The sequence below is a fragment of the Curtobacterium sp. VKM Ac-1393 genome (assembly GCF_015350995.1).
Classification (GTDB): Bacteria; Actinomycetota; Actinomycetes; order Actinomycetales; family Microbacteriaceae; genus Curtobacterium.
Map to the genome: position 1 here is coordinate 1 of NZ_JADKRW010000011.1, position 20,517 is coordinate 20,517.

18 protein-coding genes are annotated in these 20,517 nt (G+C 71.0%); 2 read left to right on the top strand and 16 right to left on the bottom strand.

The window, feature by feature from the left end; all coding sequences use genetic code 11:
* Positions 1-499: 499 nt before the first annotated feature.
* From tyrS to infC, 15 genes are all read right to left on the bottom strand, one after another.
* Positions 500-1,813 carry a tyrosine--tRNA ligase gene (tyrS, locus tag ITJ59_RS18450; RefSeq protein ID WP_194652764.1) on the bottom strand — a complete coding sequence of 438 codons (1,314 nt, stop codon included), beginning with the start codon at positions 1,811-1,813 and terminating at the stop codon, positions 500-502.
* Between the two features lie 67 nt (positions 1,814-1,880).
* Positions 1,881-2,576 (bottom strand): DNA-3-methyladenine glycosylase, encoded by a 696-nt coding sequence (locus tag ITJ59_RS18455; protein WP_194652765.1) that lies wholly within the window; start codon positions 2,574-2,576, stop codon positions 1,881-1,883.
* Positions 2,573-4,009 carry an argininosuccinate lyase gene (gene argH, locus ITJ59_RS18460; RefSeq protein WP_194652766.1) on the bottom strand — a complete coding sequence of 479 codons (1,437 nt, stop codon included), beginning with the start codon at positions 4,007-4,009 and terminating at the stop codon, positions 2,573-2,575. Before argH ends, ITJ59_RS18455 begins: the two co-directional genes overlap by 4 nt.
* 65 nt (positions 4,010-4,074) lie before the next feature.
* The gene (locus tag ITJ59_RS18465) at positions 4,075-5,271 is read right to left on the bottom strand and encodes an argininosuccinate synthase (protein WP_194652767.1); all 1,197 of its coding nucleotides are present in this window, start codon (positions 5,269-5,271) and stop codon (positions 4,075-4,077) included.
* A 5-nt stretch (positions 5,272-5,276) separates the two neighbouring features.
* Entirely contained in the window at positions 5,277-6,203 is a 927-nt protein-coding gene (argF, locus tag ITJ59_RS18470) for an ornithine carbamoyltransferase (protein ID WP_194652768.1), read from the bottom strand.
* The gene (locus tag ITJ59_RS18475) at positions 6,200-7,438 is read right to left on the bottom strand and encodes an acetylornithine transaminase (protein WP_194652769.1); all 1,239 of its coding nucleotides are present in this window, start codon (positions 7,436-7,438) and stop codon (positions 6,200-6,202) included. The genes argF and ITJ59_RS18475 overlap by 4 nt, the downstream gene beginning before the upstream one ends.
* Positions 7,435-8,487, bottom strand: coding sequence for an acetylglutamate kinase (gene argB, locus ITJ59_RS18480; protein ID WP_194652770.1), 1,053 nt, complete (start codon positions 8,485-8,487; stop codon positions 7,435-7,437). Before argB ends, ITJ59_RS18475 begins: the two co-directional genes overlap by 4 nt.
* On the bottom strand, positions 8,487-9,695 hold the full coding sequence (gene argJ, locus ITJ59_RS18485) for a bifunctional glutamate N-acetyltransferase/amino-acid acetyltransferase ArgJ (protein WP_323749564.1): 1,209 nt from the start codon (positions 9,693-9,695) through the stop codon (positions 8,487-8,489). The genes argB and argJ overlap by 1 nt, the downstream gene beginning before the upstream one ends.
* Entirely contained in the window at positions 9,692-10,789 is a 1,098-nt protein-coding gene (locus ITJ59_RS18490) for an N-acetyl-gamma-glutamyl-phosphate reductase (RefSeq protein ID WP_194652771.1), read from the bottom strand. The genes argJ and ITJ59_RS18490 overlap by 4 nt, the downstream gene beginning before the upstream one ends.
* A 78-nt stretch (positions 10,790-10,867) precedes the next feature.
* On the bottom strand, positions 10,868-13,360 hold the full coding sequence (pheT, locus tag ITJ59_RS18495; RefSeq protein ID WP_194652772.1) for a phenylalanine--tRNA ligase subunit beta: 2,493 nt from the start codon (positions 13,358-13,360) through the stop codon (positions 10,868-10,870).
* Positions 13,360-14,400 (bottom strand): phenylalanine--tRNA ligase subunit alpha, encoded by a 1,041-nt coding sequence (gene pheS / locus ITJ59_RS18500; protein ID WP_111086283.1) that lies wholly within the window; start codon positions 14,398-14,400, stop codon positions 13,360-13,362. Before pheS ends, pheT begins: the two co-directional genes overlap by 1 nt.
* A 92-nt stretch (positions 14,401-14,492) precedes the next feature.
* Positions 14,493-15,356 carry a TrmH family RNA methyltransferase gene (locus ITJ59_RS18505; RefSeq protein WP_194652773.1) on the bottom strand — a complete coding sequence of 288 codons (864 nt, stop codon included), beginning with the start codon at positions 15,354-15,356 and terminating at the stop codon, positions 14,493-14,495.
* A 65-nt stretch (positions 15,357-15,421) separates the two neighbouring features.
* The gene (gene rplT, locus ITJ59_RS18510) at positions 15,422-15,805 is read right to left on the bottom strand and encodes a 50S ribosomal protein L20 (protein WP_111086285.1); all 384 of its coding nucleotides are present in this window, start codon (positions 15,803-15,805) and stop codon (positions 15,422-15,424) included.
* A gap of 27 nt (positions 15,806-15,832) precedes the next feature.
* The gene (gene rpmI / locus ITJ59_RS18515; protein ID WP_194652774.1) at positions 15,833-16,027 is read right to left on the bottom strand and encodes a 50S ribosomal protein L35; all 195 of its coding nucleotides are present in this window, start codon (positions 16,025-16,027) and stop codon (positions 15,833-15,835) included.
* Positions 16,028-16,087: 60 nt separating this feature from the next.
* Positions 16,088-16,789 carry a translation initiation factor IF-3 gene (infC, locus tag ITJ59_RS18520; RefSeq protein WP_194652775.1) on the bottom strand — a complete coding sequence of 234 codons (702 nt, stop codon included), beginning with the start codon at positions 16,787-16,789 and terminating at the stop codon, positions 16,088-16,090.
* A 288-nt stretch (positions 16,790-17,077) separates the two neighbouring features.
* On the opposite strand from infC, the gene ITJ59_RS18525 reads away from it, so the two are divergent.
* Entirely contained in the window at positions 17,078-17,434 is a 357-nt protein-coding gene (locus tag ITJ59_RS18525; protein ID WP_173170823.1) for a DUF1844 domain-containing protein, read from the top strand.
* Positions 17,435-17,516: 82 nt separating this feature from the next.
* Here ITJ59_RS18525 and ITJ59_RS18530 read toward each other — a convergent pair whose 3' ends face one another.
* Entirely contained in the window at positions 17,517-18,869 is a 1,353-nt protein-coding gene (locus ITJ59_RS18530; protein WP_194652776.1) for a phosphotransferase, read from the bottom strand.
* A gap of 140 nt (positions 18,870-19,009) precedes the next feature.
* Here ITJ59_RS18530 and ITJ59_RS18535 point away from each other — a divergent pair, with 140 nt between their 5' ends.
* Complete coding sequence (locus tag ITJ59_RS18535) at positions 19,010-20,467, top strand: CHAD domain-containing protein (RefSeq protein ID WP_194652777.1); 1,458 nt, start codon at positions 19,010-19,012, stop codon at positions 20,465-20,467.
* The last annotated feature ends 50 nt before the right edge of the window (positions 20,468-20,517 follow it).

Consider the following 20,517-nt stretch of genomic DNA (forward strand, 5'->3'; position numbering starts at 1 on the left):
TGATTCTGACTGTTGACTGTCTACTGACAATCTTCAATCCAAAAGGAATTGCATCATGACCCAACCAACCCGAAGGACGGCCAGGCACGAGGTCAATCAATAAATTGGCATTGACAATGTGCACGCTGTTGAGTTCTCAAGGACCAGACGCACTCGCTCCTCGGCTCAGATTCGAGCTTCGGCCACGAGGCTTGTGTACTTGGCTTGCCACCGGTGTGCGTCGGACCGGAATGTCCTGTGGCTCATCCCCGAGGGGAGAGAACCGGTGGGCTTGTCATCCTAGGCGTCGAAGCGATCGAGCACAAGGCCAGATCTGAACTTCAGTGGAGGATGGTCCCGCTTGAGGGCCGACGTGCTCTGGGCTCTCGCTCCAGCCGCTCCGCCGCACCTTTGGGGTGACGAGTAGGAACTTTACGCAGGGCTGGGCGTGTGTGCCAAGCCAGGCCCGATCCCGGGCGTGTCGCGTTGTGCAACACGCGTCGCCCGGGTGCCGGCGCGATCAGGCCAGCGTCACGCCGGCGAGGGTCTTCTTGCCGCGGCGGAGCACGAGGACTCCCCCTGGCAGGGCGAGGTCCGACAGCGGTGCGGTGGCGTCCTCGGCCCGGGCGTTGTTCACGTACACGCCGCCCTGGTCGATCGCGCGACGGGCTTCACCGAGGGACTTCACGAGCTCGGTCTCGACGAGTGCCCGCGCGACATCGGCTCCGGGTTCGAGGGTCACCGACCCCGGCAGCTCCGCGATCGCCGACCGCAGGGTGTCCGGGTCGAGCGCACCGAGGTCACCGTTGCCGAACAGGGCAGCGGCGGCGTCGATCGCCGCCTGGGTGGCGTGGACCCCGTGCACGAGCGAAGTCACCTCGAACGCCAGCGTCCGCTGCGCCTCGCGCCGGAACGGTTCGTCGGCCACCGCCTGCTCGAGCCGCTCGATCTCGGCCCGGGACAGGAACGTGAACTCCCGCAACCGGGCGATCACATCGGCATCCGCAGTGTTGAGCCAGAACTGGTACAGCGCGTACGGCGACGTCATCTCAGCGTCGAGCCAGATGGCGTTGCCCTCGCTCTTGCCGAACTTCGTGCCGTCGGAGTTCGTGATCAGGGGTGTTCCGAGCGCGTGCACGGTCGCCCCCTCGGCACGACGGATGAGCTCCGTCCCCGAGGTCAGGTTGCCCCACTGGTCCGAGCCACCCGTCTGCAGCGTGCACCCGTACTGCCGGAAGAGTTCGCGGTAGTCGAGCCCTTGCAGGATCTGGTAGCTGAACTCGGTGTAGCTGATGCCCGCGTCGGAGTTCAGCCGCGCGGCGACGGCGTCCTTCTTGAGCATCGAGTTCACACGGAAGTACTTGCCGACGTCACGGAGGAAGTCGATGGCGGACATCGGGGACGTCCAGTCCAGGTTGTTCACCAGCCGGACACCGTTGTCACCGTCCGGGCTGAGGAACCGCGACACCTGCGCCTGGAGCCGAGCGACCCATTCGGCGACCGTCTCGCGGGTGTTCAGTGTGCGCTCGGCCGTCGGGCGCGGGTCGCCGATGAGCCCCGTCGATCCGCCGACGAGGGCCAGCGGCTTGTGCCCCGCGAGCTGCAACCGACGCATGGTCAGGAGCTGCAGGAGGTTGCCGCAGTGCAGCGACGGTGCCGTGGGGTCGAAGCCGCAGTAGTACGTGATCGGATCACCGTCGAGGGCCTCTTGCAGCGCGGTCTCGTCGGTCGAGACCTGCACCAGACCGCGCCAGCGCAGTTCGTCCCACACCGAGGCGAAGGTGGGGTCGTTCTGCTGACGCGTCAGGACGTCTTGAGCGGTATCACTGGACACCCCGCCATCGTAGCGGCGGCGCACCACCGACCGCGCGCCGTCGACCGGGAGGCCCGTGGTGCGTCCGTCAGTCGAGGGCACCCTTGTGGCGTCGGTACGTCGACACCGTCGGGTCGCCCGTCAACCAGAAGCGCCAGGGGTACTGCGCACCGCCGGCGATGCCGCCGACGCCGGTGCGCGGTCCGCGCGAGATGCGCGGGACCGGAGCGGTCCCGCCGGGGCCGGGTGTGGTCTCGGTCAGGAGTTCGTCGATCACCCGGGCCAGCGGGGCGGAGGCGAGCCGGGCCTCCAGGCCGGGTGCCAGCGTGAGGACGAACGGGCCGGAGCCGTCGAGCAGCGAGGTGCCGTCGTCCTGCCCGAGCACCGCGCCGAGGGCGCCACCGAGGTTGCCGGGGCCACGCGCCAGCGCGACGTCGGCGACCGACGGGCCACGTCGTCCGCGTGCGGTGTCGACGCCCTCGATCACCTGCGCACCGCGGAGCAGGGAACCGGACGAGGTGCAGGCCGGCGCGCTGACGACGTTGACGCAGGTGTGGATGCCGTACGAGCGGTACGCGTACAGGGTGCCCGGCGACCCGAACAGGTGGCGGTTGCGCTCGGTCGGACCGCGGTGGCCGTGCGAACCGGGGTCGGTCGGGCCGGAGTACGCCTCGACCTCGGTGATCCGCAGCGTGACCCCCCGGCCCGCGATCGTCGCACCGAGCAGTGCCGGTGCGACGATCGGCGCAGGCTCGGCGAGCATCGCGAGCAGCCCCTCGGTCATCGCGTGAAGGGTGCGCCCTCGGCCAGGTCGTGGACGCGACGCGTGACGGACGCCAGCTGCTCGGCCACGCGGTCCGGAGCGGTTCCGCCGACACCCGAGCGGGACGCGACGCTGCCCTCGATCGTGAGCACGGCGCGGACCCCGGGGGTCAGGTGCTCGGAGACGGACCGGTACTCGTCGTCGGTCGGGTCGTCGAGCTCGATGCCGCGCTCTTCGCAGTACCGGACCAGTGCGCCGGACACCTCGTGCGCATCGCGGAACGGGACGCCCTGGCGGACCAGCCACTCGGCCACGTCGGTCGCGAGCGAGAAGCCCTGCGGCGCGAGCTCGGCCATCCGGTCGGTGTCGAACGTGAGCGTCGCGATCATGCCGGTGAAGGCGGGCAGCAGGACCTCGAGCGTGGCGACCGAGTCGAAGACCGGCTCCTTGTCCTCTTGCAGGTCGCGGTTGTAGGCGAGCGGCAGCCCCTTCAGGGTCGCGAGCAGGCCCGTCAGGTTGCCGATCAGGCGGCCGGACTTGCCACGCGCGAGCTCGGCGATGTCCGGGTTCTTCTTCTGCGGCATGATGCTCGACCCGGTCGAGAACGCGTCGTGGAGCCGGACGAAGCCGAACTCCTTCGTGTTCCAGAGGATGACCTCTTCCGACAGACGCGAGACGTCGATGCCGATCTGCGCGAGGACGAACGCGAACTCGGCGACGACGTCGCGGGCGGCCGTGGCGTCGATCGAGTTGTCGGCCGGGCGGGCGAACCCGAGCTCCGCGGCGATCGCGGCGGGGTCGAGGCCGAGCGAACTGCCGGCGAGGGCACCGGCGCCGTACGGGCTCACGCTCGCGCGGCCTGCCCAATCGCGGAGGCGCTCGAGATCGCGGACCAGCGGCCACGCGTGGGCCAGCAGGTGGTGCGCGAGCAGGACGGGCTGCGCGTGCTGCAGGTGCGTGCGACCCGGCATGATCGCCTCCGGGTGCTCGTTCGCCTGCTGGGTGATCGCGTCGACCAGGTCGATCACGAGCCGGCCGATGCGCCGGCCGTGGTCGAGCATGTGCATGCGGCCGAGCGTGGCGATCTGGTCGTTGCGGCTGCGGCCGGCGCGGAGCTTGCCTCCCAGCTCCGGACCGAGGTCGGCGATGAGGAGGCGCTCGAGGGCGCCGTGGACGTCCTCGTCGGAATCGTCCGGCTGCAGCGTGCCGTCGGCGTGTGCGGCCTCGAGCCGGTCGAGTCCGGCGAGCATGCGCTCGAGCTCGTCCGCCGTCAGGTACCCAGCGGTGTGCAGGGCTCGGGCGTGCGCGCGGGAGCCGGCGATGTCGTACGGGGCGAGCTGCCAGTCGAAGTGCGTCGACTTCGACAGCGCTGCGAGGGCCGCACTCGGGCCGTCGGCGAAGCGGGCGCCCCAGAGGGCTCCGGTGTTGGTGGCGTCGGTCTTCTCGTCGGTCATGTCGTCCTGCGTCGTTGTCGTCGGGCCGGGTGGCGGCGGTGTGTCGTCCGCCGGGTGGCGTGCTGTCAGTTCGCCGCGTCGCGGCGGGCGGAGATCTTGCTGGGAAGCGACCAGAGCTCGATGAAGCCCTTGGACAGGGTCTGGTCGAACGTGTCGCCGGTGTCGTACGTGGCCAGGTCGAAGTCGTACAGGCTCTGCTCCGAGCGACGGCCGGTCACCGTCGCCCGACCACCGTGCAGCTGCAGGCGGACGTCACCGGAGACGTGCTGCTGGGTGTGGTCGACGAAGGCGTCCAGGCTGCGCTTCAGGCCACCGAACCACAGGCCGTCGTAGACCAGGTCGGCCCACTCCGACTCGACACCGCGCTTGTAGCGGTTCACGTCGCGCTCGAGGGTGAGGCGCTCGAGCTCCTCGTGCGCCGTGATGAGCGCGATCGCCGCAGGTGCCTCGTACACCTCGCGGGACTTGATGCCCACGAGCCGGTCCTCGACCACGTCGATCCGACCGACACCGTGCTTGCCGGCCACGGCGTTCAACTCCTGCACGATCTGCAGCACGCTGAAACGCTGCCCGTCGAGTGCCACCGGGACCCCGCGCTCGAACGTGATCGTGACCTCGTCCGGCTCGTGCGGGATCGCGGGGTCCTGCGTGTAGGTGTAGAGGTCCTCGGTCGGCGCGTTCCACGGGTCTTCGAGGAAACCCGTCTCGACCGCACGGCCCCACACGTTCTGGTCGATCGAGTACGGCGACCGCTGTGACTGCTGGATCGGCAGCGCGTGCTGCTCGGCGTACGCGATCGCCTTGTCACGGGTGAGGGCGAGGTCGCGCACCGGCGCCACGCTCCGCAGGTCCGGGGCGATCGCCGCGACCGCCGCTTCGAAGCGGACCTGGTCGTTGCCCTTCCCCGTGCAGCCGTGCGCGACGCTGTCGGCACCGAGCTGCTTCGCCGTCAACGCGAGGTGCTTCGCGATGAGCGGGCGGCTCAGCGCCGACACCAGCGGGTAGCGCTTCTGGTACAGCGCGTTGGCCTTGAGCGCCGGCACGATGTACTCGTCGGCGTACTCGTCCTTGGCGTCGACCACGATCGACTCCACGGCACCGCAGTCGAGCGCGCGCTGCCGGATCGCGTCGAGGTCCTCGCCGCCCTGGCCCACGTCGACCGCGAGTGCCACCACCTCTTTGCCGGTGGCGTCACGCAGCCAGCCGATCCCGACGGAGGTGTCGAGGCCGCCGGAGTAGGCGAGGACGACGCGGTCAGCCATGGTGCTCAGGCGTTCGCGGCGAGGAGCCAGGCCAGCAGCGCCTTCTGGGCGTGCAGACGGTTCTCCGCCTCGTCCCAGATGATGCTGCGCGGACCGTCGATGACATCGGCCGTCACCTCGAAGCCACGGTCGGCCGGCAGGCAGTGCATGAACACCGCGTCGTCGGCCGCGTGTGCCATCAGGGCGTCGTCGACGCGGTACCCGGAGAAGGTGTCGAGACGCGACTGCTTCTCGGATTCCTTGCCCATCGACACCCAGGTGTCGGTGACCACGACGTCGGCACCGGCGACCGCGGCCACCGGGTCGGTCACGACCAGGACGGAGCCGCCGGTCTCGGCCGCACGGCCCTCGGCGTCGGTGACGACCTGGGGGGACGGCGAGAACTCGGCCGGGGCAGCGACGCGCACGTGCATGCCCGCGGTCGCGCCGGCGAGCAGGTACGACTGCGCCATGTTGCTCGCGCCGTCGCCGATGAACGCCACGGTCTGGCCGGCCAGCGTGCCGCGGTGCTCGCGGATGGTGAGCAGGTCGGCGAGCAGCTGGCACGGGTGGAAGTCGTCGGACAGCGCGTTCACCACGGGGACCGTCGTGCCGGCGGCCATCTCCTCGAGACCGGCCTGGCCGTACGTGCGCCAGACGATCGCCGACACCATGCGCTCGAGCACACGGGCGGTGTCCGACGGGGTCTCCTTGCCGCCGAGCTGGCTGTTCGCCGTCGAGATGATGAGCGGGCTGCCGCCCAGGTCCGAGATGCCCACGTGGAAGGACACCCGCGTGCGGGTCGACGACTTGTCGAAGATGACGGCGACGCTCTGCGGGCCGGCGAGCGGCTTGGCGCCCCAGCGGTCGGCCTTCATCTGGTCGGCGATGTCGAGGATCGCGGACTGCTCGGCCTGGCTGAGGTCGTCGTCGCGGAGGAAGTGGCGGGTCATGCGGAGGTCTCCTGGGTAGCGGTGCCCTGCTCGGCAGCGACGGCCGCGAGGCTCTCGGCCAGGATCGACACGAACTCGTCGATCTCGGCGTCGGACACGATGAGCGGCGGCGCGAGGCGCAGGCTCGACTCGTTCGGGGCGTTGATGATGAGACCGCGCTCGAGAGCGGCGGCGTTGACGGCGGCTGCGATCGGGCCGGTGAGCCCGACGCCGATGAGCAGGCCGGTGCCGCGGACCTCTTCGACGAGCGGCGAGCCGATGCCGGCGATGCCGGAACGGATCCGCTCGCCCTTGACCACGGCGGCCGCGACGAGGTCGGCGCGCTCGATCTCGGCGAGGACGGCGTTCGCCACGCGGGTGCCGAGCGGGTTGCCGCCGAAGGTCGAGCCGTGCTGGCCGGCCGAGAACAGGTCGGACGCCCACCCGAAGGTCACGAGCGCGCCGATCGGGAACCCGCCGGCGATGCCCTTGGCCACCGTGATGGCATCGGGGGCGAAGCCGTGGCCCTGGTACGTGAACCAGTTGCCCGTCCGGCCGACGCCGGTCTGGATCTCGTCGAGGATGAGCAGGGCGCCGTGTTCCTCGGTCAGCCGGCGGGCTGCGAGCAGGAAGCCCTCGGGCAGGTCGACGACGCCGGCCTCGCCCTTGATCGGCTCGATGATGATGGCAGCGACCGTGTCGTCGATCGACTCCTCGAGCGCAGCGACTGTGGAGTCGATGTGCTCGACCCCCGGGATCATCGGCAGGAAGTCCTGCTGCAGCGCGGGCTTGCCGGTGAGGGCGAGTGCCCCCATCGTCCGGCCGTGGAAGCCCTGCTTCAGTGCGAGGATGCGGGTCTTCTGCCCGTCCGCGCCCTTGTTCAGGCGCGCGAGCTTGAACGCCGCCTCGTTCGCCTCGGCACCGGAGTTGCCGAAGTACACCCGACCGGCCTCGCCCGCACCGGTGATGCGCTTGAGGCGCTCCGCCAGCTCGAGCTGCGGCGGGGTCGCGAAGTAGTTCGACACGTGCACGAGCTTCGCGGCCTGGTCCGCGATGGCCTCGACCAGCGCGGGGTGCGCGTGGCCGAGGGAGTTCACGGCGATGCCGGCCAGGAAGTCGAGGTACTCGTTGCCGTCGACGTCCCAGACGCGGCAGCCCTGCCCGCGCTCGAGCATGATCTTCGGCGGGGTCAGGGATCGCATGAGCGACGCCCCGAACCGGTCGTTCCAGGTCTCGGTCTGCGTCTCGCTGCTCACGGCTGCTGCCCCTTCTCGGTCGTGCTGGCCACGTGTTGGCCGGTGCTGGTGCTCGTCGACGGTGCTGCCACGCGTCGGCCGATCTCGGCGTGGGTCATCTGGTTCTCGGTTCGTCGGCTCGGGTCCGGGATCACCTCGGTGCCCGCACCACGCAGGGTGAAGACCTCGAGCAGGATCGAGTGCGGGATCCGGCCGTCGATGATCGTCGCGCCCCCGACCCCGCCGACCACGGCGTCGAGACACGCGGTCATCTTCGGGATCATGCCCGACTCGAGCGACGGCAGGAGCGCCCGGAGCTCCTCGACCGCGATGAGGTCGACGAGCGAGTCACGGTCCGGCCAGTTGCGGTACAGGCCGGGGACGTCGGTGAGCATGATGAGCTTCGACGCCCGCAGCGCGATCGCCAGAGCTCCGGCAGCCGCGTCGGCGTTCACGTTGAGCGCCTGGTCCGGGTCGGCGTCGTCGATCGCGATGCTCGAGACGACCGGGATCCGACCGGCCTCGATCGCGGCGAGCACCCCGGACGGGTCGACGTGGGTGATGTCACCGACGTGGCCGAGGTCGTACTCCTGCCCGTCGACGACCACGCCCTTCTGCTCGCCGGTGAACAGCGACCCGCCGTCACCGAACACCCCGACGGCCAGGCCGTCACCGTGCTCGTTCATCAGGTCGACGATCTCGCGGTTGACCTCGCCCGCCAGGACGTCGCGGACGACGGAGATCGCCTCGGTCGTGGTGACGCGGTAGCCGCCGCGGAACTCTGACTCGATGCCCTGTTCCTTGAGCGCTGCGGAGATCTGCGGACCGCCGCCGTGCACCACGACGGGGTGCAGGCCGGCGTACCGCAGGTAGACCATGTCCTCGGCGAACGCGCGCTTGAGGTCGTCGTTCACCATGGCGTTGCCGCCGAACTTCACGACGACGACCTTGCCGGAGAACCGTTTGAGCCACGGCAGGGACTCGATCAGGGTCGCGGCCTTGACGGCGGCGAACTCGTGTTCTTCTTCCTTCGTGAGGGGCGTGCCGGCCCCTTCGGTGTCACTCGCCATCAGCTGGAGTACGCGCTGTTCTCGTGCACGTAGTCGTGCGTGAGGTCGTTGGTGAGGATCGTGGCCGAGTGCGTCCCGACCCCGAGGTCGATGCGCACGTGGGTGTCCCGCGGCGTCAGGTCGACGGTGTCGCTCGGCTGGTCCGGTGCGCCGGCGTGGCAGACCCGGACACCGTTCATGCTGACGTCGACCGCGTACGGGTCGAAGTCGGCGTCGGTCGTGCCGATCGCGGCGAGCACCCGGCCCCAGTTCGGGTCGTTGCCGAAGACGGCCGCCTTGAACAGGTTGTTGCGGGCGACGCTCCGTCCGACGGTCACGGCGTCGTCCTCGGTCGCGGCGTGCACGACCTCGATCGCGATGTCGTGGCTCGCGCCCTCGGCGTCCTGCTGGAGCTGGCGGGCCAGATCGGCGCAGACGGCGGTCAGGGCTTCCTGGAAGTCACCGACCTCTGGAGTGACGCCGCTCGCACCCGACGACAGCAGCACGACGGTGTCGTTCGTCGACATGCAGCCGTCCGAGTCGACGCGGTCGAACGTGATGCGGGTGGCCGCACGGAGCGCCTGGTCGAGCTGGTCCGGGGTCTGCACGGCGTCGGTCGTGATCACGACGAGCATCGTCGCGAGCCCGGGCGCGAGCATGCCAGCACCCTTGGCCATGCCGCCGACGGTCCAGCCGTCCTCGGTCACGACGGACTGCTTCGCCTTCGTGTCGGTCGTCATGATCGCCGTCGCCGCGTCCGGGCCGCCGTCGGCGGTGAGCGCAGCGCCGGCGAGGTCGACGCCCCGGAGCACGTTGTCGCGGAAGGTCTGGTCGCCGACGCCGATCAGCCCGGTGGAACAGACGACGACGTCGCCCGCACCGATGCCGAGGGCGTCGCCCACGGCTTCGGCCGTCATGTGGGTCGTCTGGAACCCGAAGGGGCCCGTGAAGCAGTTGGCGCCGCCGGAGTTCAGGACGACGGCACGCGCGACGCCGTCCCCGACGACCTGGCGGGACCAGATCACCGGGTGCGCCTGCGCACGGTTGCTGGTGAAGACCGCGGCCACGGCCGCGTCCGGGCCGTCGTTGACGACGAGCGCCACGTCCGGCTTGCCGCTGGTCTTCAGGCCGGCGGTCACGCCGGCAGCGCGGAACCCCGCTGCCGCGGTGACGCCCTGGAGGCCCGGTTCGCCCTGGGTGGGCTTGCTCACGTCGGTGAGGTCGGTCACGGTGCGACTCCGTCCACGCTGAGGCCCAGGGTCTCCGGCAGACCCAGGGCGATGTTCGTCGACTGGACGGCGGCGCCCGCCGTGCCCTTCGCGAGGTTGTCGAGCGCCGTCACGGCGACCACGCGGCCAGCGGCCTCGTCGACCGCGATGCCGACGAGCGCGGTGTTCGCGCCGATGGTGTCCGCGACCCGGGGGAACTCGCCCTCCGGCAGCAGGTGCACGAACGGCTCGTCGGCGTACGCCTGCTCCCAGGCGAGCCGGACGTCGCGGGCGCTGACCCCGGGGGTGAGCTTGGCCGTCGTCGTCGCGAGGATGCCCCGCGACATCGGGACGAGGACCGGCGTGAACGAGATCGTCACGCCCGCGGCTCCCGCCACGACCAGGTTCTGCTGGATCTCCGGGACGTGCCGGTGCGTGCCGCCCACCGCGTAGGCGCTGGCGGAGCCCATGATCTCGGACGCCAGGTAGGTGTTCGCGAGCTTCTTGCCGGCACCGCTCGGGCCGACGCTCAGCACCGCGACGATGTCGTCCGACTCGACGAGCCCGGCTTGGATGCCCGGCTGGATGCCCAGCGTCACCGCGGTGACGTTGCACCCGGGGACGGCGATCCGCTTGGTGCCCACCAGCGCCGAGCGCTGCTTGCCCTGCGCCGTGATGTCCTCGACCTCGCGCCACTCGTCGGCCGAACCGGGGGTCGGGGCCGCGAGCAACAGCTCTGGCAGGCCGTAGGTCCAGGCGCCGTGGTAGTCGCCGCCGTAGAACTGCTCCCACGCCGCGGGGTCCGTCAGGCGGTGGTCCGCACCGCAGTCCACCACGAGGGCATCGTCGCCGAGCTCTTCGGTGATCGCCCCCGACTGACCGTGCGGCAGCGCCAGGAACACGACGTCGTGCCCGCGCAGGGTCTCCGCCGTCGTCTTCTCGAGGGTCAGGTGCGACAGCGAACGGAGGTGCGGCTGCGTCGCGATCAACGGCTGTCCGGCGTTCGAGAACGCCGTCACCGTCCTGACGTCGAACTCGGGATGGGAGGAGAGCACGCGAAGGAGCTCACCACCCGCGTAGCCGGAGGCTCCCGCCACGGCGACGGATACGGACATGGGATTCCACCTTTGGTCGGACTGGTCGTCGAGAGAGTCGGAGGCGGCGACCCCGGGCGGTGCTGATCCCGTCGTGGGTCAGTCGCGCAGGGTCGCCCCGAATCGCTCGCCGGCACGTCGGACTGCGCCGTCGCGGGCCTCGGTGGCCTCGGCAGCGGTCAGCGTGCGGTCCGTGGCACGGAAGCGCAGGGCGAACGTCAGGGACTTCTGTCCCTCGTCCACGCCGGAGCCCCGGTAGTCATCCACGAGCCGAGCATACTCCAACAGGTCTCCGGCACCAGAGCGGACCGCATCCAACACGTCACCGGCCGGCACCCCGGCGTCGACGACCAGGGACAGGTCCTGCGTCGCTGCCGGGTACGACACGATCGGAGCGACCGCGACGAGCTCGGGGGCCGCGGCCACCATGGCGTCGAGGTCGAGCTCGACCACGGCCACCACACGGGGCAGCACCGCAGCGGCGGACAGCTCCGGCAGCAGTTCACCGGCGACGCCCACGACGGTGTCGCCGACGAGCAGCGACGCCGCGCGGCCCGGGTGCAGCGACGGGTGTGTGGTCTGCGCGACGCGCAGTTCCACGCCGACGGCCCACGCGACCTGACGGGCCGCGTCGATCGCGTCGGCGATGCCGTACGGCTCCGCCGTGACGCCGGCCTGCTTCGCGACGCGGTTGCCGGTGAACAGTGCGGACACGTGGAACGGCTGCGCGGGCAGGGACGCGTCGAGTGCCTGGAGCGTGGCGCGGTCGGGCAGTGCGGCGCCGGCCGGGACCTCGTCGGTGCCGAGCGTCACGCCAGCCACCGGCAGGAACACCCGCGAGGTCTCGTAGAGCGCGACGTCGAGCAGGCCGCGGGACACGTTGCGACGAGCCGCGTCGACCAGGGCCGGCACGCCGCTGCGACGGAGCAGGTTCTGCTCGCTGTCGAGCGCGTTCGCGAGCACGACGCTCGGGCCGCCCTCCGGGTCGATGCCCGGGTAGGCGTCCTGGGTCGCGGCCGACACGAACGGCGCCGTCACGGCCTCGACCAGACCAGCGGCGGCGAGGGCTGCGGAGACCCGACGTCGCGCCTGCTGGTGCGGGGTGAGTCCGCGTCCGGGCGGGGCGACGGGCAGCACGCTCGGGATGCGGTCGTACCCGACGATCCGCGCGACCTCTTCGACCAAGGTGGTGTCGTCGGTCAGGTCGGGGCGCCAGGTCGGCGGCGTGACCGCGAGCTGGTCGCCGTCAGGCTGCACCGCGGCACCGATCGCACGGAGGGTGTCCACGACCTCGGCATCGGTGTAGTCCACACCGATCAGTTCGGTCGGACGCGAGATCCGCATCGCCACCGTCGCTCGCGGCTCGGTGTCGACGAGCGTCGAGCCGAGGGCGTCGGCCGTACCCCCGGCGAGCTCGACGAGGAGCTCGACGGCGCGGTTCGCAGCGGCCTCGGCCACGAGCGGGTCGACACCGCGCTCGAAGCGACGGGACGCCTCGCTTGGCAGCTTGTGCCGGCGAGCGGTGCGCGCGATCGACACCTGGTCGAAGCCGGCTGCCTCGATCAGGACGTCGGTCGTGCTCGCGGAGATCTCGGTGCGGACACCGCCCATGACGCCGGCGAGCCCGACGGGGCCGTCGTCGTCGGTGATGACCAGGTCTTCGGGGTCGAGCTTCCGCACGGCGCCGTCGAGGGTCTCGAGCGTCTCGCCCGCAGCCGCACGACGGACGCCCAGGCCGCCGCGCACGGTCGACAGGTCGTAGCCGTGCAGCGGCTGGCCGAGTTCGAACATGACGAAGTTCGTGACGTCGACCGGGAGCGAGATCGAGCGGACACCTGCCAGGGCAAGGCGCGACACCATCCAGGCGGGTGTCTTCGCGGTCGGGTCGATGCCACGGACGACGCGCGTGACGAAGGTGCTCGCACCGACGCGACCACGGATCGGGGCGCGGTCGTCGATCGTCACCGGGAAGCCCTCGGCCGAGCGGGGTGCGACGCGGTCGGCCGGGTCGTGGAAGCTCGCACCGGTGGCGTGGGCGTACTCGCGGGCGACGCCGCGCATGCTCAGCACGTAGCCGCGGTCCGGCGTGACGTTGATCTCGACCGCGGCGTCGTCGAGACCGAGGAGCGCGATGGCGTCCTGGCCGACGGTGGGCTCCATGCCGAGGTCGGCGAAGCGCAGGATGCCCTCGTGCTCGTCGCCGAGCCCGAGCTCGCGGGCCGAGGCGATCATGCCGTCGGACACGTGGCCGTAGGTCTTGCGGGCGGCGATCGGGAACGGCCCGGGCAGCACGGCGCCTGGCAACGTCACGACGACGAGGTCGCCCACGTCGAAGTTGTGCGCGCCGCAGACGATGCCGCGGGGCTCGGGCTCGCCGACGTCCACCTGGCACCAGTTGATCGTCTTGCCGTTCTTCTGCGGCTCGGGGACACGCTCGAGCACCCGGCCGACCACGACGGGACCGGTCAGGTCGAAGGTGTGGACGTCTTCTTCCTCGAAGCCGACCGACACGAGCGCCGCGTGGACGTGCTCGAGGGTGACGTCCTCGGGGAGGTCGACGGACTCGCCGAGCCAACGGAGTGGGACGCGCATCAGACCACCGTTCCGAACTGCTGCGAGAAGCGGATGTCGCCCTCGAGGAAGTCACGCATGTCGTTCAGGCCGTTGCGGAACTGCAGCGTCCGCTCGATGCCCATGCCGAACGCGAAGCCCTGGTACTCGTCCGGGTCGATGCCGGCGGCGCGCAGGACGTTGGGGTTGACCATGCCGCAGCCACCCCACTCGACCCACCGGGCGCCACCCTTGGCGTTCGGCTGCCAGACGTCCATCTCGGCGCTGGGCTCGGTGAACGGGAAGTAGTTCGGGCGCAGGCGGATCTGCGCCTCGGCGCCGAAGACCTGGCGGGCGAAGTGCTCGAGCGTGCCGCGCAGGTGCGCCATCGTCAGGCCCTTGTCGATCGCGATGCCCTCGACCTGGGTGAAGACCGGCAGGTGCGTGGCGTCGAGTTCGTCGGCGCGGTACACGCGGCCCGGGGCGATGACGTAGAGCGGGAGGTCGCGGGACAGCAGCGACCGCACCTGCACGGGCGACGTGTGGGTGCGCATGACCAGGTGGCGGTCGACGGGCTCGACGAAGATCGTGTCCGCCATGGCCCGGGCCGGGTGGTCCTGGTCGAAGTTCAGGGCATCGAAGTTGAACCACTCGTGCTCGAGCTCGGGGCCTTCTGCCACTTCCCACCCCATGCCGACGAAGATGTCCGCGACGGCTTCGTTGAGCAGCGAGAGCGGGTGGCGCGAGCCGGTCGGGCGGTGCGTCGGCAGCGCCGTGACGTCGACCCGCTCGGCCTCGAGCCGCGCACGTTCCTCGGCCACGGCGAGGACGGACTCCTGCTCCGCGATCGCCGCGTTCAGCCGACCGCGGGCCTGACCGACGAGCTTGCCGGCCGCGGCCTTCTGCTCCGGCGGCACGCTGCGCATCGACGCGTTCATCCGAGCCAGCGGTGACTGCTCACCGGTGTGCTCGGCCCTGGCCTGCTTCAGCTCGGCGACCGTCGTCGTGGCGCGGACGGCGGCGAGTGCTGCGTCCACGGCGTCGGCGACGGCCGATTCGCTGATCTCGAGAGGTTCTGACACGAGACCCAAGCCTACCGGCCGACGGGATACCACCCGCCTGCACCGAGCAGACGGTGGATGACCGTCAGTACCGGCAGGCCTGTGGAGGAACGTCAGCTCCGGAGCGCGAACGCCGACTCGTACAGGCAGACCGAGGCCGCCGTCGCCAGGTTCATCGACTCCGCCTGCCCGTAGATCGGCACCTTCACCGCACGGTCGACGAGGGCGAGGTCCTCGGTGGTGAGCCCACGGGCCTCGTTGCCGAACACCCACACGGTCGGGCCGTCGAGCATGCCCTCGGCCCGGACGGTCGGCAGGTCGTCGCCCGAGACGTCGGCCGCGAGCACCGTGTACCCGAGCGCCTTCGCCCGCTCGATGGTGTCGGCCAGGGTCACGCCGACGGAGACCGGCACGTGGAAGAGCGAGCCCGTGGTCGACCGGACGACCTTCGGGTTGTACAGGTCCACCGACCGCCCGGTGAGAACCACGGCGTCGGCGCCGGCGGAGTCGGCGGCGCGGATGATCGTGCCGGCGTTCCCCGGGTCCCGCACCTCTTCGAGGACGGCGACCAGCCCCGGCAACGCGGCCGGCTCGTCGGAGTCCCCACGGGGCTCCAGGTCGACGGCGGCAGCAGCGTCACCGACGCGACGGTCCGGGAAGACGTCCTTGACCGACGTCGGGAACTGCTGGCAGACGGCGACGACGCCCTGCGGCGTCACCGTGTCGGCCATCGCGTCGAGGACCTGCTCCGTGACGAACCAGGTGTCGACCGGCGCGTCGTCGAGCCCGTAGCGGGCGGCGGCCGTCGGCGTCACGTAGAGCTCGCGCAGCAGCTCCGGCGCGTACTGCAGCGCTTCACGCACCGCCTGCGGCCCTTCCAGCAGGAACAGGCCCGTTTCAGCACGGACGTCCTTCTTCGACAGGGCCGCAACGGCCTTCACGCGTCCGGCACGGGGGTTCTCGAGGAGTTCGCTCACGACCCAAGTCTAGGAACGACGAAACCCCCGCCGTGCGGCGGGGGTTTCGCGAGCAGAAGAACTGACTACGCAGCCTTCGGGGCCGAGGTGTCGGCCGGGAGGGCCTTCTTCGCGGTCTCGACGAGCGCGGTGAAGGTCTCGGGGTTGTTCACCGCGAGGTCGGCGAGGATGCGACGGTCGACCTCGACACCGGCCAGACCCAGACCCTGGATCAGACGGTTGTAGGTCAGGCCGTTCGCACGGGACGCAGCGTTGATGCGCTGGATCCACAGGCGACGGAACTCGCCCTTCTTCGCGTGACGGTCGCGGTACGCGTAGACGAGGGAGTGGGTGACCTGCTCCTTGGCCTTGCGGTACAGACGCGAACGCTGGCCGCGGTAGCCCTCGGCGCGCTCGAGGATGACGCGGCGCTTCTTGGCGGCGTTGACCGCTCTCTTTACTCGTGCCATTGCACTATTCCTTTACGATCCGGGGGCTCAGAGGCCGAGGAGCTTCTTGACGTTCTTCGCGTCGGCCTTCGAGAGGACCTGGTCCTCGTTCAGGCGGGCCTTGCGCTTGGCGCTCTTGACCTCGAGGTTGTGACGCATACCGGCCTGCTGCTTCATGATCTTGCCGGTACCGGTGACCTTGAAGCGCTTCTTCGACCCGGAGTGGGTCTTCTGCTTGGGCATGGTGGTGCCTTTCCGTGGGATGGATGGGGACCGCGTCGTTGCGGGGTCGGTCTGGGTGACCTATTCGGCGGGAGCGTCGCTCTTGGCCGGTGCCGCGTCCTGCTCGGGCGCGGGTGCCTCAGCCGGGGCTTCGGTCTCCGTCGCGACGTCCGAGTGGTCCTTCGCAGCGTGCTCGGAGGCACGGCGCTCGGCCTTCTGCGCAGCACGCTTCGCGTTCTGCTCGCCCTTGACGTCGGACTTGTTCTTCAGGGGGGCGATGATCATCGTCATGTTGCGGCCGTCCTGGGTGGGACGGGACTCGACGACGCCGAACTCGGCGATCTCCTCCGCGAACTTGTGGAGGAGACGGACACCCTGCTCGGGGCGCGACTGCTCGCGGCCACGGAAGAGGATCATCGCCTTCACCTTGTCGCCACCGAGGAGGAACCCCTCGGCGCGCTTGCGCTTCGTCTCGTAGTCGTGCACGTCGATCTTCAGGCGGAAACGGACCTCTTTCAGGTCCGTGTTCACCTGGTTGCGACGGGCTTCCTTGGCCTTCTGAGCGGCCTCGTACTTGAACTTGCCGTAGTCCATGATCTTGGCCACGGGCGGCTTCGAGTTCGGCGCGACCTCGACCAGATCCAGTTCGGCTTCCTGCGCGAGACGCAGTGCCATGGCGATCGGGACGACGCCGACCTGCTCACCCTGTGGGCCGACGAGTCGGACTTCGGGAACGCGGATTCGGTCGTTGGTACGGGGATCGGTGATGCGGAGCTCCTTCAATCAGGTGGTGGTCGTCCGGGACGTTTGCCCTGGACGACAGCACGAGAGAGGAGATCTGACGCACGGATCGGAACCCGTTCGGCAGCCGCCCTGCGTCGGATCCGTGGACCCGACCGACGAGAGCACCCGCTTGCTGTGCACTCGTGGAGCGATTGTGACCCGGTAGCCTGGTGGAACGCGGCCGCGGGTGGGAGAGACTCCTCTTTCGTGACACCGTTCGTCGGCTTCAGGAGAACCTGGTTCCACACGGACAGCATCTGCCGTGGGCGAGTCTAGCAGAGGAGCACCGTGACCGACACCCCGATCGACGACGACGGCAGCGGCATCGACGCCGCCAGGGACATCTCGGAGGTGCCCGCCGTCGAACTCATCAACACCGTGGCCGTGCACCTGCTGAGTGCCGCAGCCGTGAAGGTCGGCCTGGCCGACGACCCCCAGGAGCAGACCGACCTGGACGAGGCGCGCAAGCTCATCACCGCACTGGCCGGTCTGGTCACCGCCGCGGCGACCGAGATCGGCGACCACCACGCCCGTCCGCTGCGCGACGGGCTGCGCTCGGTGCAGCTCGCCTTCCGCGAGGCGTCGGCGATCCCGGACGCGCCGGGTGCGGGGCCGGGCGAGAAGTACACCGGCCCCGTCAACTAGCCGGCATCCGTTCCGCGCGTGGGATCGGACGGGAGGCCCGTGGCGGCGTCGCCACGGGCCTCCCGTCCGACACGACGCCGGATCAGGACGCGCTGCGGCCGACCAGGCGCGCGACGGCCGCGAGCGGGATGCCGACCCAGTCGGGTCGGTTCCGGGTCTCGTAGACGACCTCGTAGACGGCCTTGTCGAGCTCGAACGCGTCGAGGAGCTCGCGGTGCGCGCGGAGGTCCGCGCCGATCTCCCGCTGGTACCCGTCGAGGAAGCGTGCCCGGGCCTCGTGCGCCCAGCCCGCGGCGTCGACCGGTTCGGCGTCGTGCGCCAGGGCTCCGGCGACGTAGTCGAACGAGCGGAGCATGCCCGCGACGTCACGGAGGGTGACGTCCGGCAGCGAGCGCTCGGTCAGGGGGCGGAGCGGCTCCCCCTCGAAGTCGAGGAAGACCCAGCCGCGGGGTTCCGGAGCGGCGAGCACCTGACCCAGGTGCAGGTCACCGTGGATGCGCTGGAGGTCGGGCCAGGGTGTCGCGGTCGCACGGGCGTAGACAGCGCGGATCGCGTCGGCGTGCTCGGCGACGGCCGGGGCCTCGCGTGCCGCGGTGTCGAGGCGCTCGTGCATGGTCGCGACGGCCGTGTCTCGGCGGGCCTCGTCGGCGGGTTCGGACGGCAGGGCTCCGGCGAGGGTGCGGTGCACGTCGGCGAGCGCCGCCCCGAGCTGCTCGGCCCGGTCGCCGAAGGGGGTGCCGGCGTGCGCTTCCTCGAGGGCCACGCGCCAGGCGTCCTCGAGCCCCGGCAGGAACTCCTGCGCGAACGCGAGGTGTCCGGTCGCCGTGCCGTCGTCTCGACCGACGTCGGGCCAGCTGCCCCGCAGCGCGCCGTAGACCTGCGGGACGCGGGCACTCCCCGCGGCGGACAGTGCGAGTTGCGTCGTGACGTCGGGGTTGTCGCCGTGGTGCAGGACCCGGAAGACCTTGATGATGACGCGGGCGCCGGACTCGGTGTCGCAGATGACCGAGGTGTTGGACTGCTCGCCGGTCAGGACGCGGGCCGAGCGGATCCGACCGATGGGGCGGAGGCTCTGCGGGTCCGCGTCGATGCGTGCGGCGAGCGCCGTGATCCACGCGTGGTCGGCGGTGGCGTCAGCGATCGTGCCGTCGGGGCCGCTGGTCACGGGTGACTGGTAGAGGACCGGAGCCGCGGGGGCTGCGGGGGCCTCGTCGAGGACGAGCCGGGTGCCGGCGGCGGTGGAGAGGGTGCGGAGGCGTGGCACGGACCCCTTCGAGGCGTACCACCGGCGGTCGCGGATCCAGGACTCGAGGTCGTGGTCGCTCGGGGCGGTCGTTCCGGGTGGGGTGGTGTCGGGTGCGGTGTCGCGGGTGTCGGGTGCGGTGTCGCGGGTGTCGGGTGCGGTGTCGCTGGGGTGGCGGGCTCCGTCGCTCATGCAGCGGACCGTACGCTCCGGGGCCTGGCGAGGTGCCGAGTCCGGTCGTCATCCCTGCACAGCTCGAGGTATCGAGCTGTCCGTCCACAGAACGCGCCTGCGCCCGGACCGCACGGGTGTGGGCGGACGACACTTGCCACATGCCGAGCCAGCACCCCGCCCCCGACACCGCCCACACCGATCCACGTGCGAGTTGGCGGATCCCCGACGACCGCCGCCTGCCGGCGCTCGAACCGTTCGCGACCGAGGTCCACCGGCACGCCGTGGTCACGCTGCGCGAGACCCTGTGGGACTCCGAGGACCGGGTGCTCGCTGCCGAGGGGATCACGCTGGCCCATGCCGACGACGGCACGTGGAGCATCGACCACGGCGACGGGCTGGAACCGCTAGGACCCGACCTCGACGGCCTCGGCGACGGGCCGCCGCGGGACGCCGTCGAGGCGTTCCTGCGCGGACGGCCGCTCCGGACGGTCATCCTGCGGGACACCTCGACCGCCCTCGTCACGCTCCGCGGCAAGGACGGGCGCCTCCGGGCCGAGGTCGCGGACGTCCGTGTCGACGAGGGCGATCCCGACACCGCGCTGCTGCGGTCCGCACGGTGGTGGGCGCTGACCGACGACGGACGGAACGGCGCGACGGCTCGTGCGGCGGAGCGGGCCCTGACGGATGCCGCGACCGAACCCGCCGCGCTGTCCGCGACGCCGGACCCCCGGGTCACACCGCTCACTCCGGCACGTCGCGGCGGCCGGGCGAAGCGACCACGGGCCGGCACGGCGGCGGCGTTCGTGCTGCGGGTGCTGGGGTCTCTGCGCGCCGACCTCGTGGCCGTGGATCCGCGCGTCCGGGCGGATGAACACGACGCCGTGCACGACTTCCGGAAGGTGCTGCGTCGACTCCGGAGCGTGCTCGCGGCGTACCGCGGGGCGCTCGACCGCGACGCGACCGAGGCACTACGGGCCTCGCTCACCGAGGTCGGACGGGTCGCCGGGGCCGCCCGTGACGCCGAGGTCCTGCACGGTGGGCTGTTGCGGTCGGCGGCGCGGGCTCCCGACGGCTTCGTCGACGGTCCGACACTGGACCGCATCGGCGGGCACGCGCTGCAGCTGCGGGACAGGACGTCCGCCGAGCTCCGGCGAGCGCTGCGCACGGACGACTGGTTCCGCACCCTCGACGCGCTCGACCGACTGCTGCTCCGCGCTCCGGCCGGCCCGCACGCCCAGGACGACGCCGCGGTGTTCGTCGCGGAGCGCATCGCCCGGGAGCGCACCCGGGTCCGACGGCTGGTCGGCGGCGGAGCAGAGGACCTCGAGGCACTGCACGAGGTCCGCAAGGCCGCACGCCGTCTGCGGTACGCGGTGCAGGCGGCCGGCGACGTGGCCGACCTCGGGAAGCGCCGGCTCGGGACGCTCCGGCGGGTGCAGGAGACGCTCGGCGAGGCCCTCGACGCCGCCCATGCGGCGGCGGCGTACCGGCAGCTGTCGGGTCCCGCTGCGCAGGACGGTGCGGACACCTTCGGGTACGGGGCACTGGCGACGGCCGAGCACGTGGTGCTCGAACGGGGGCTGCGTCGGTCGCGGAAGCTGTTGGCCCACCTCTGAGCCCACAGCGCCCGGCTCTGGGATGCGCCAGGGCCTTTACAACGATGTAC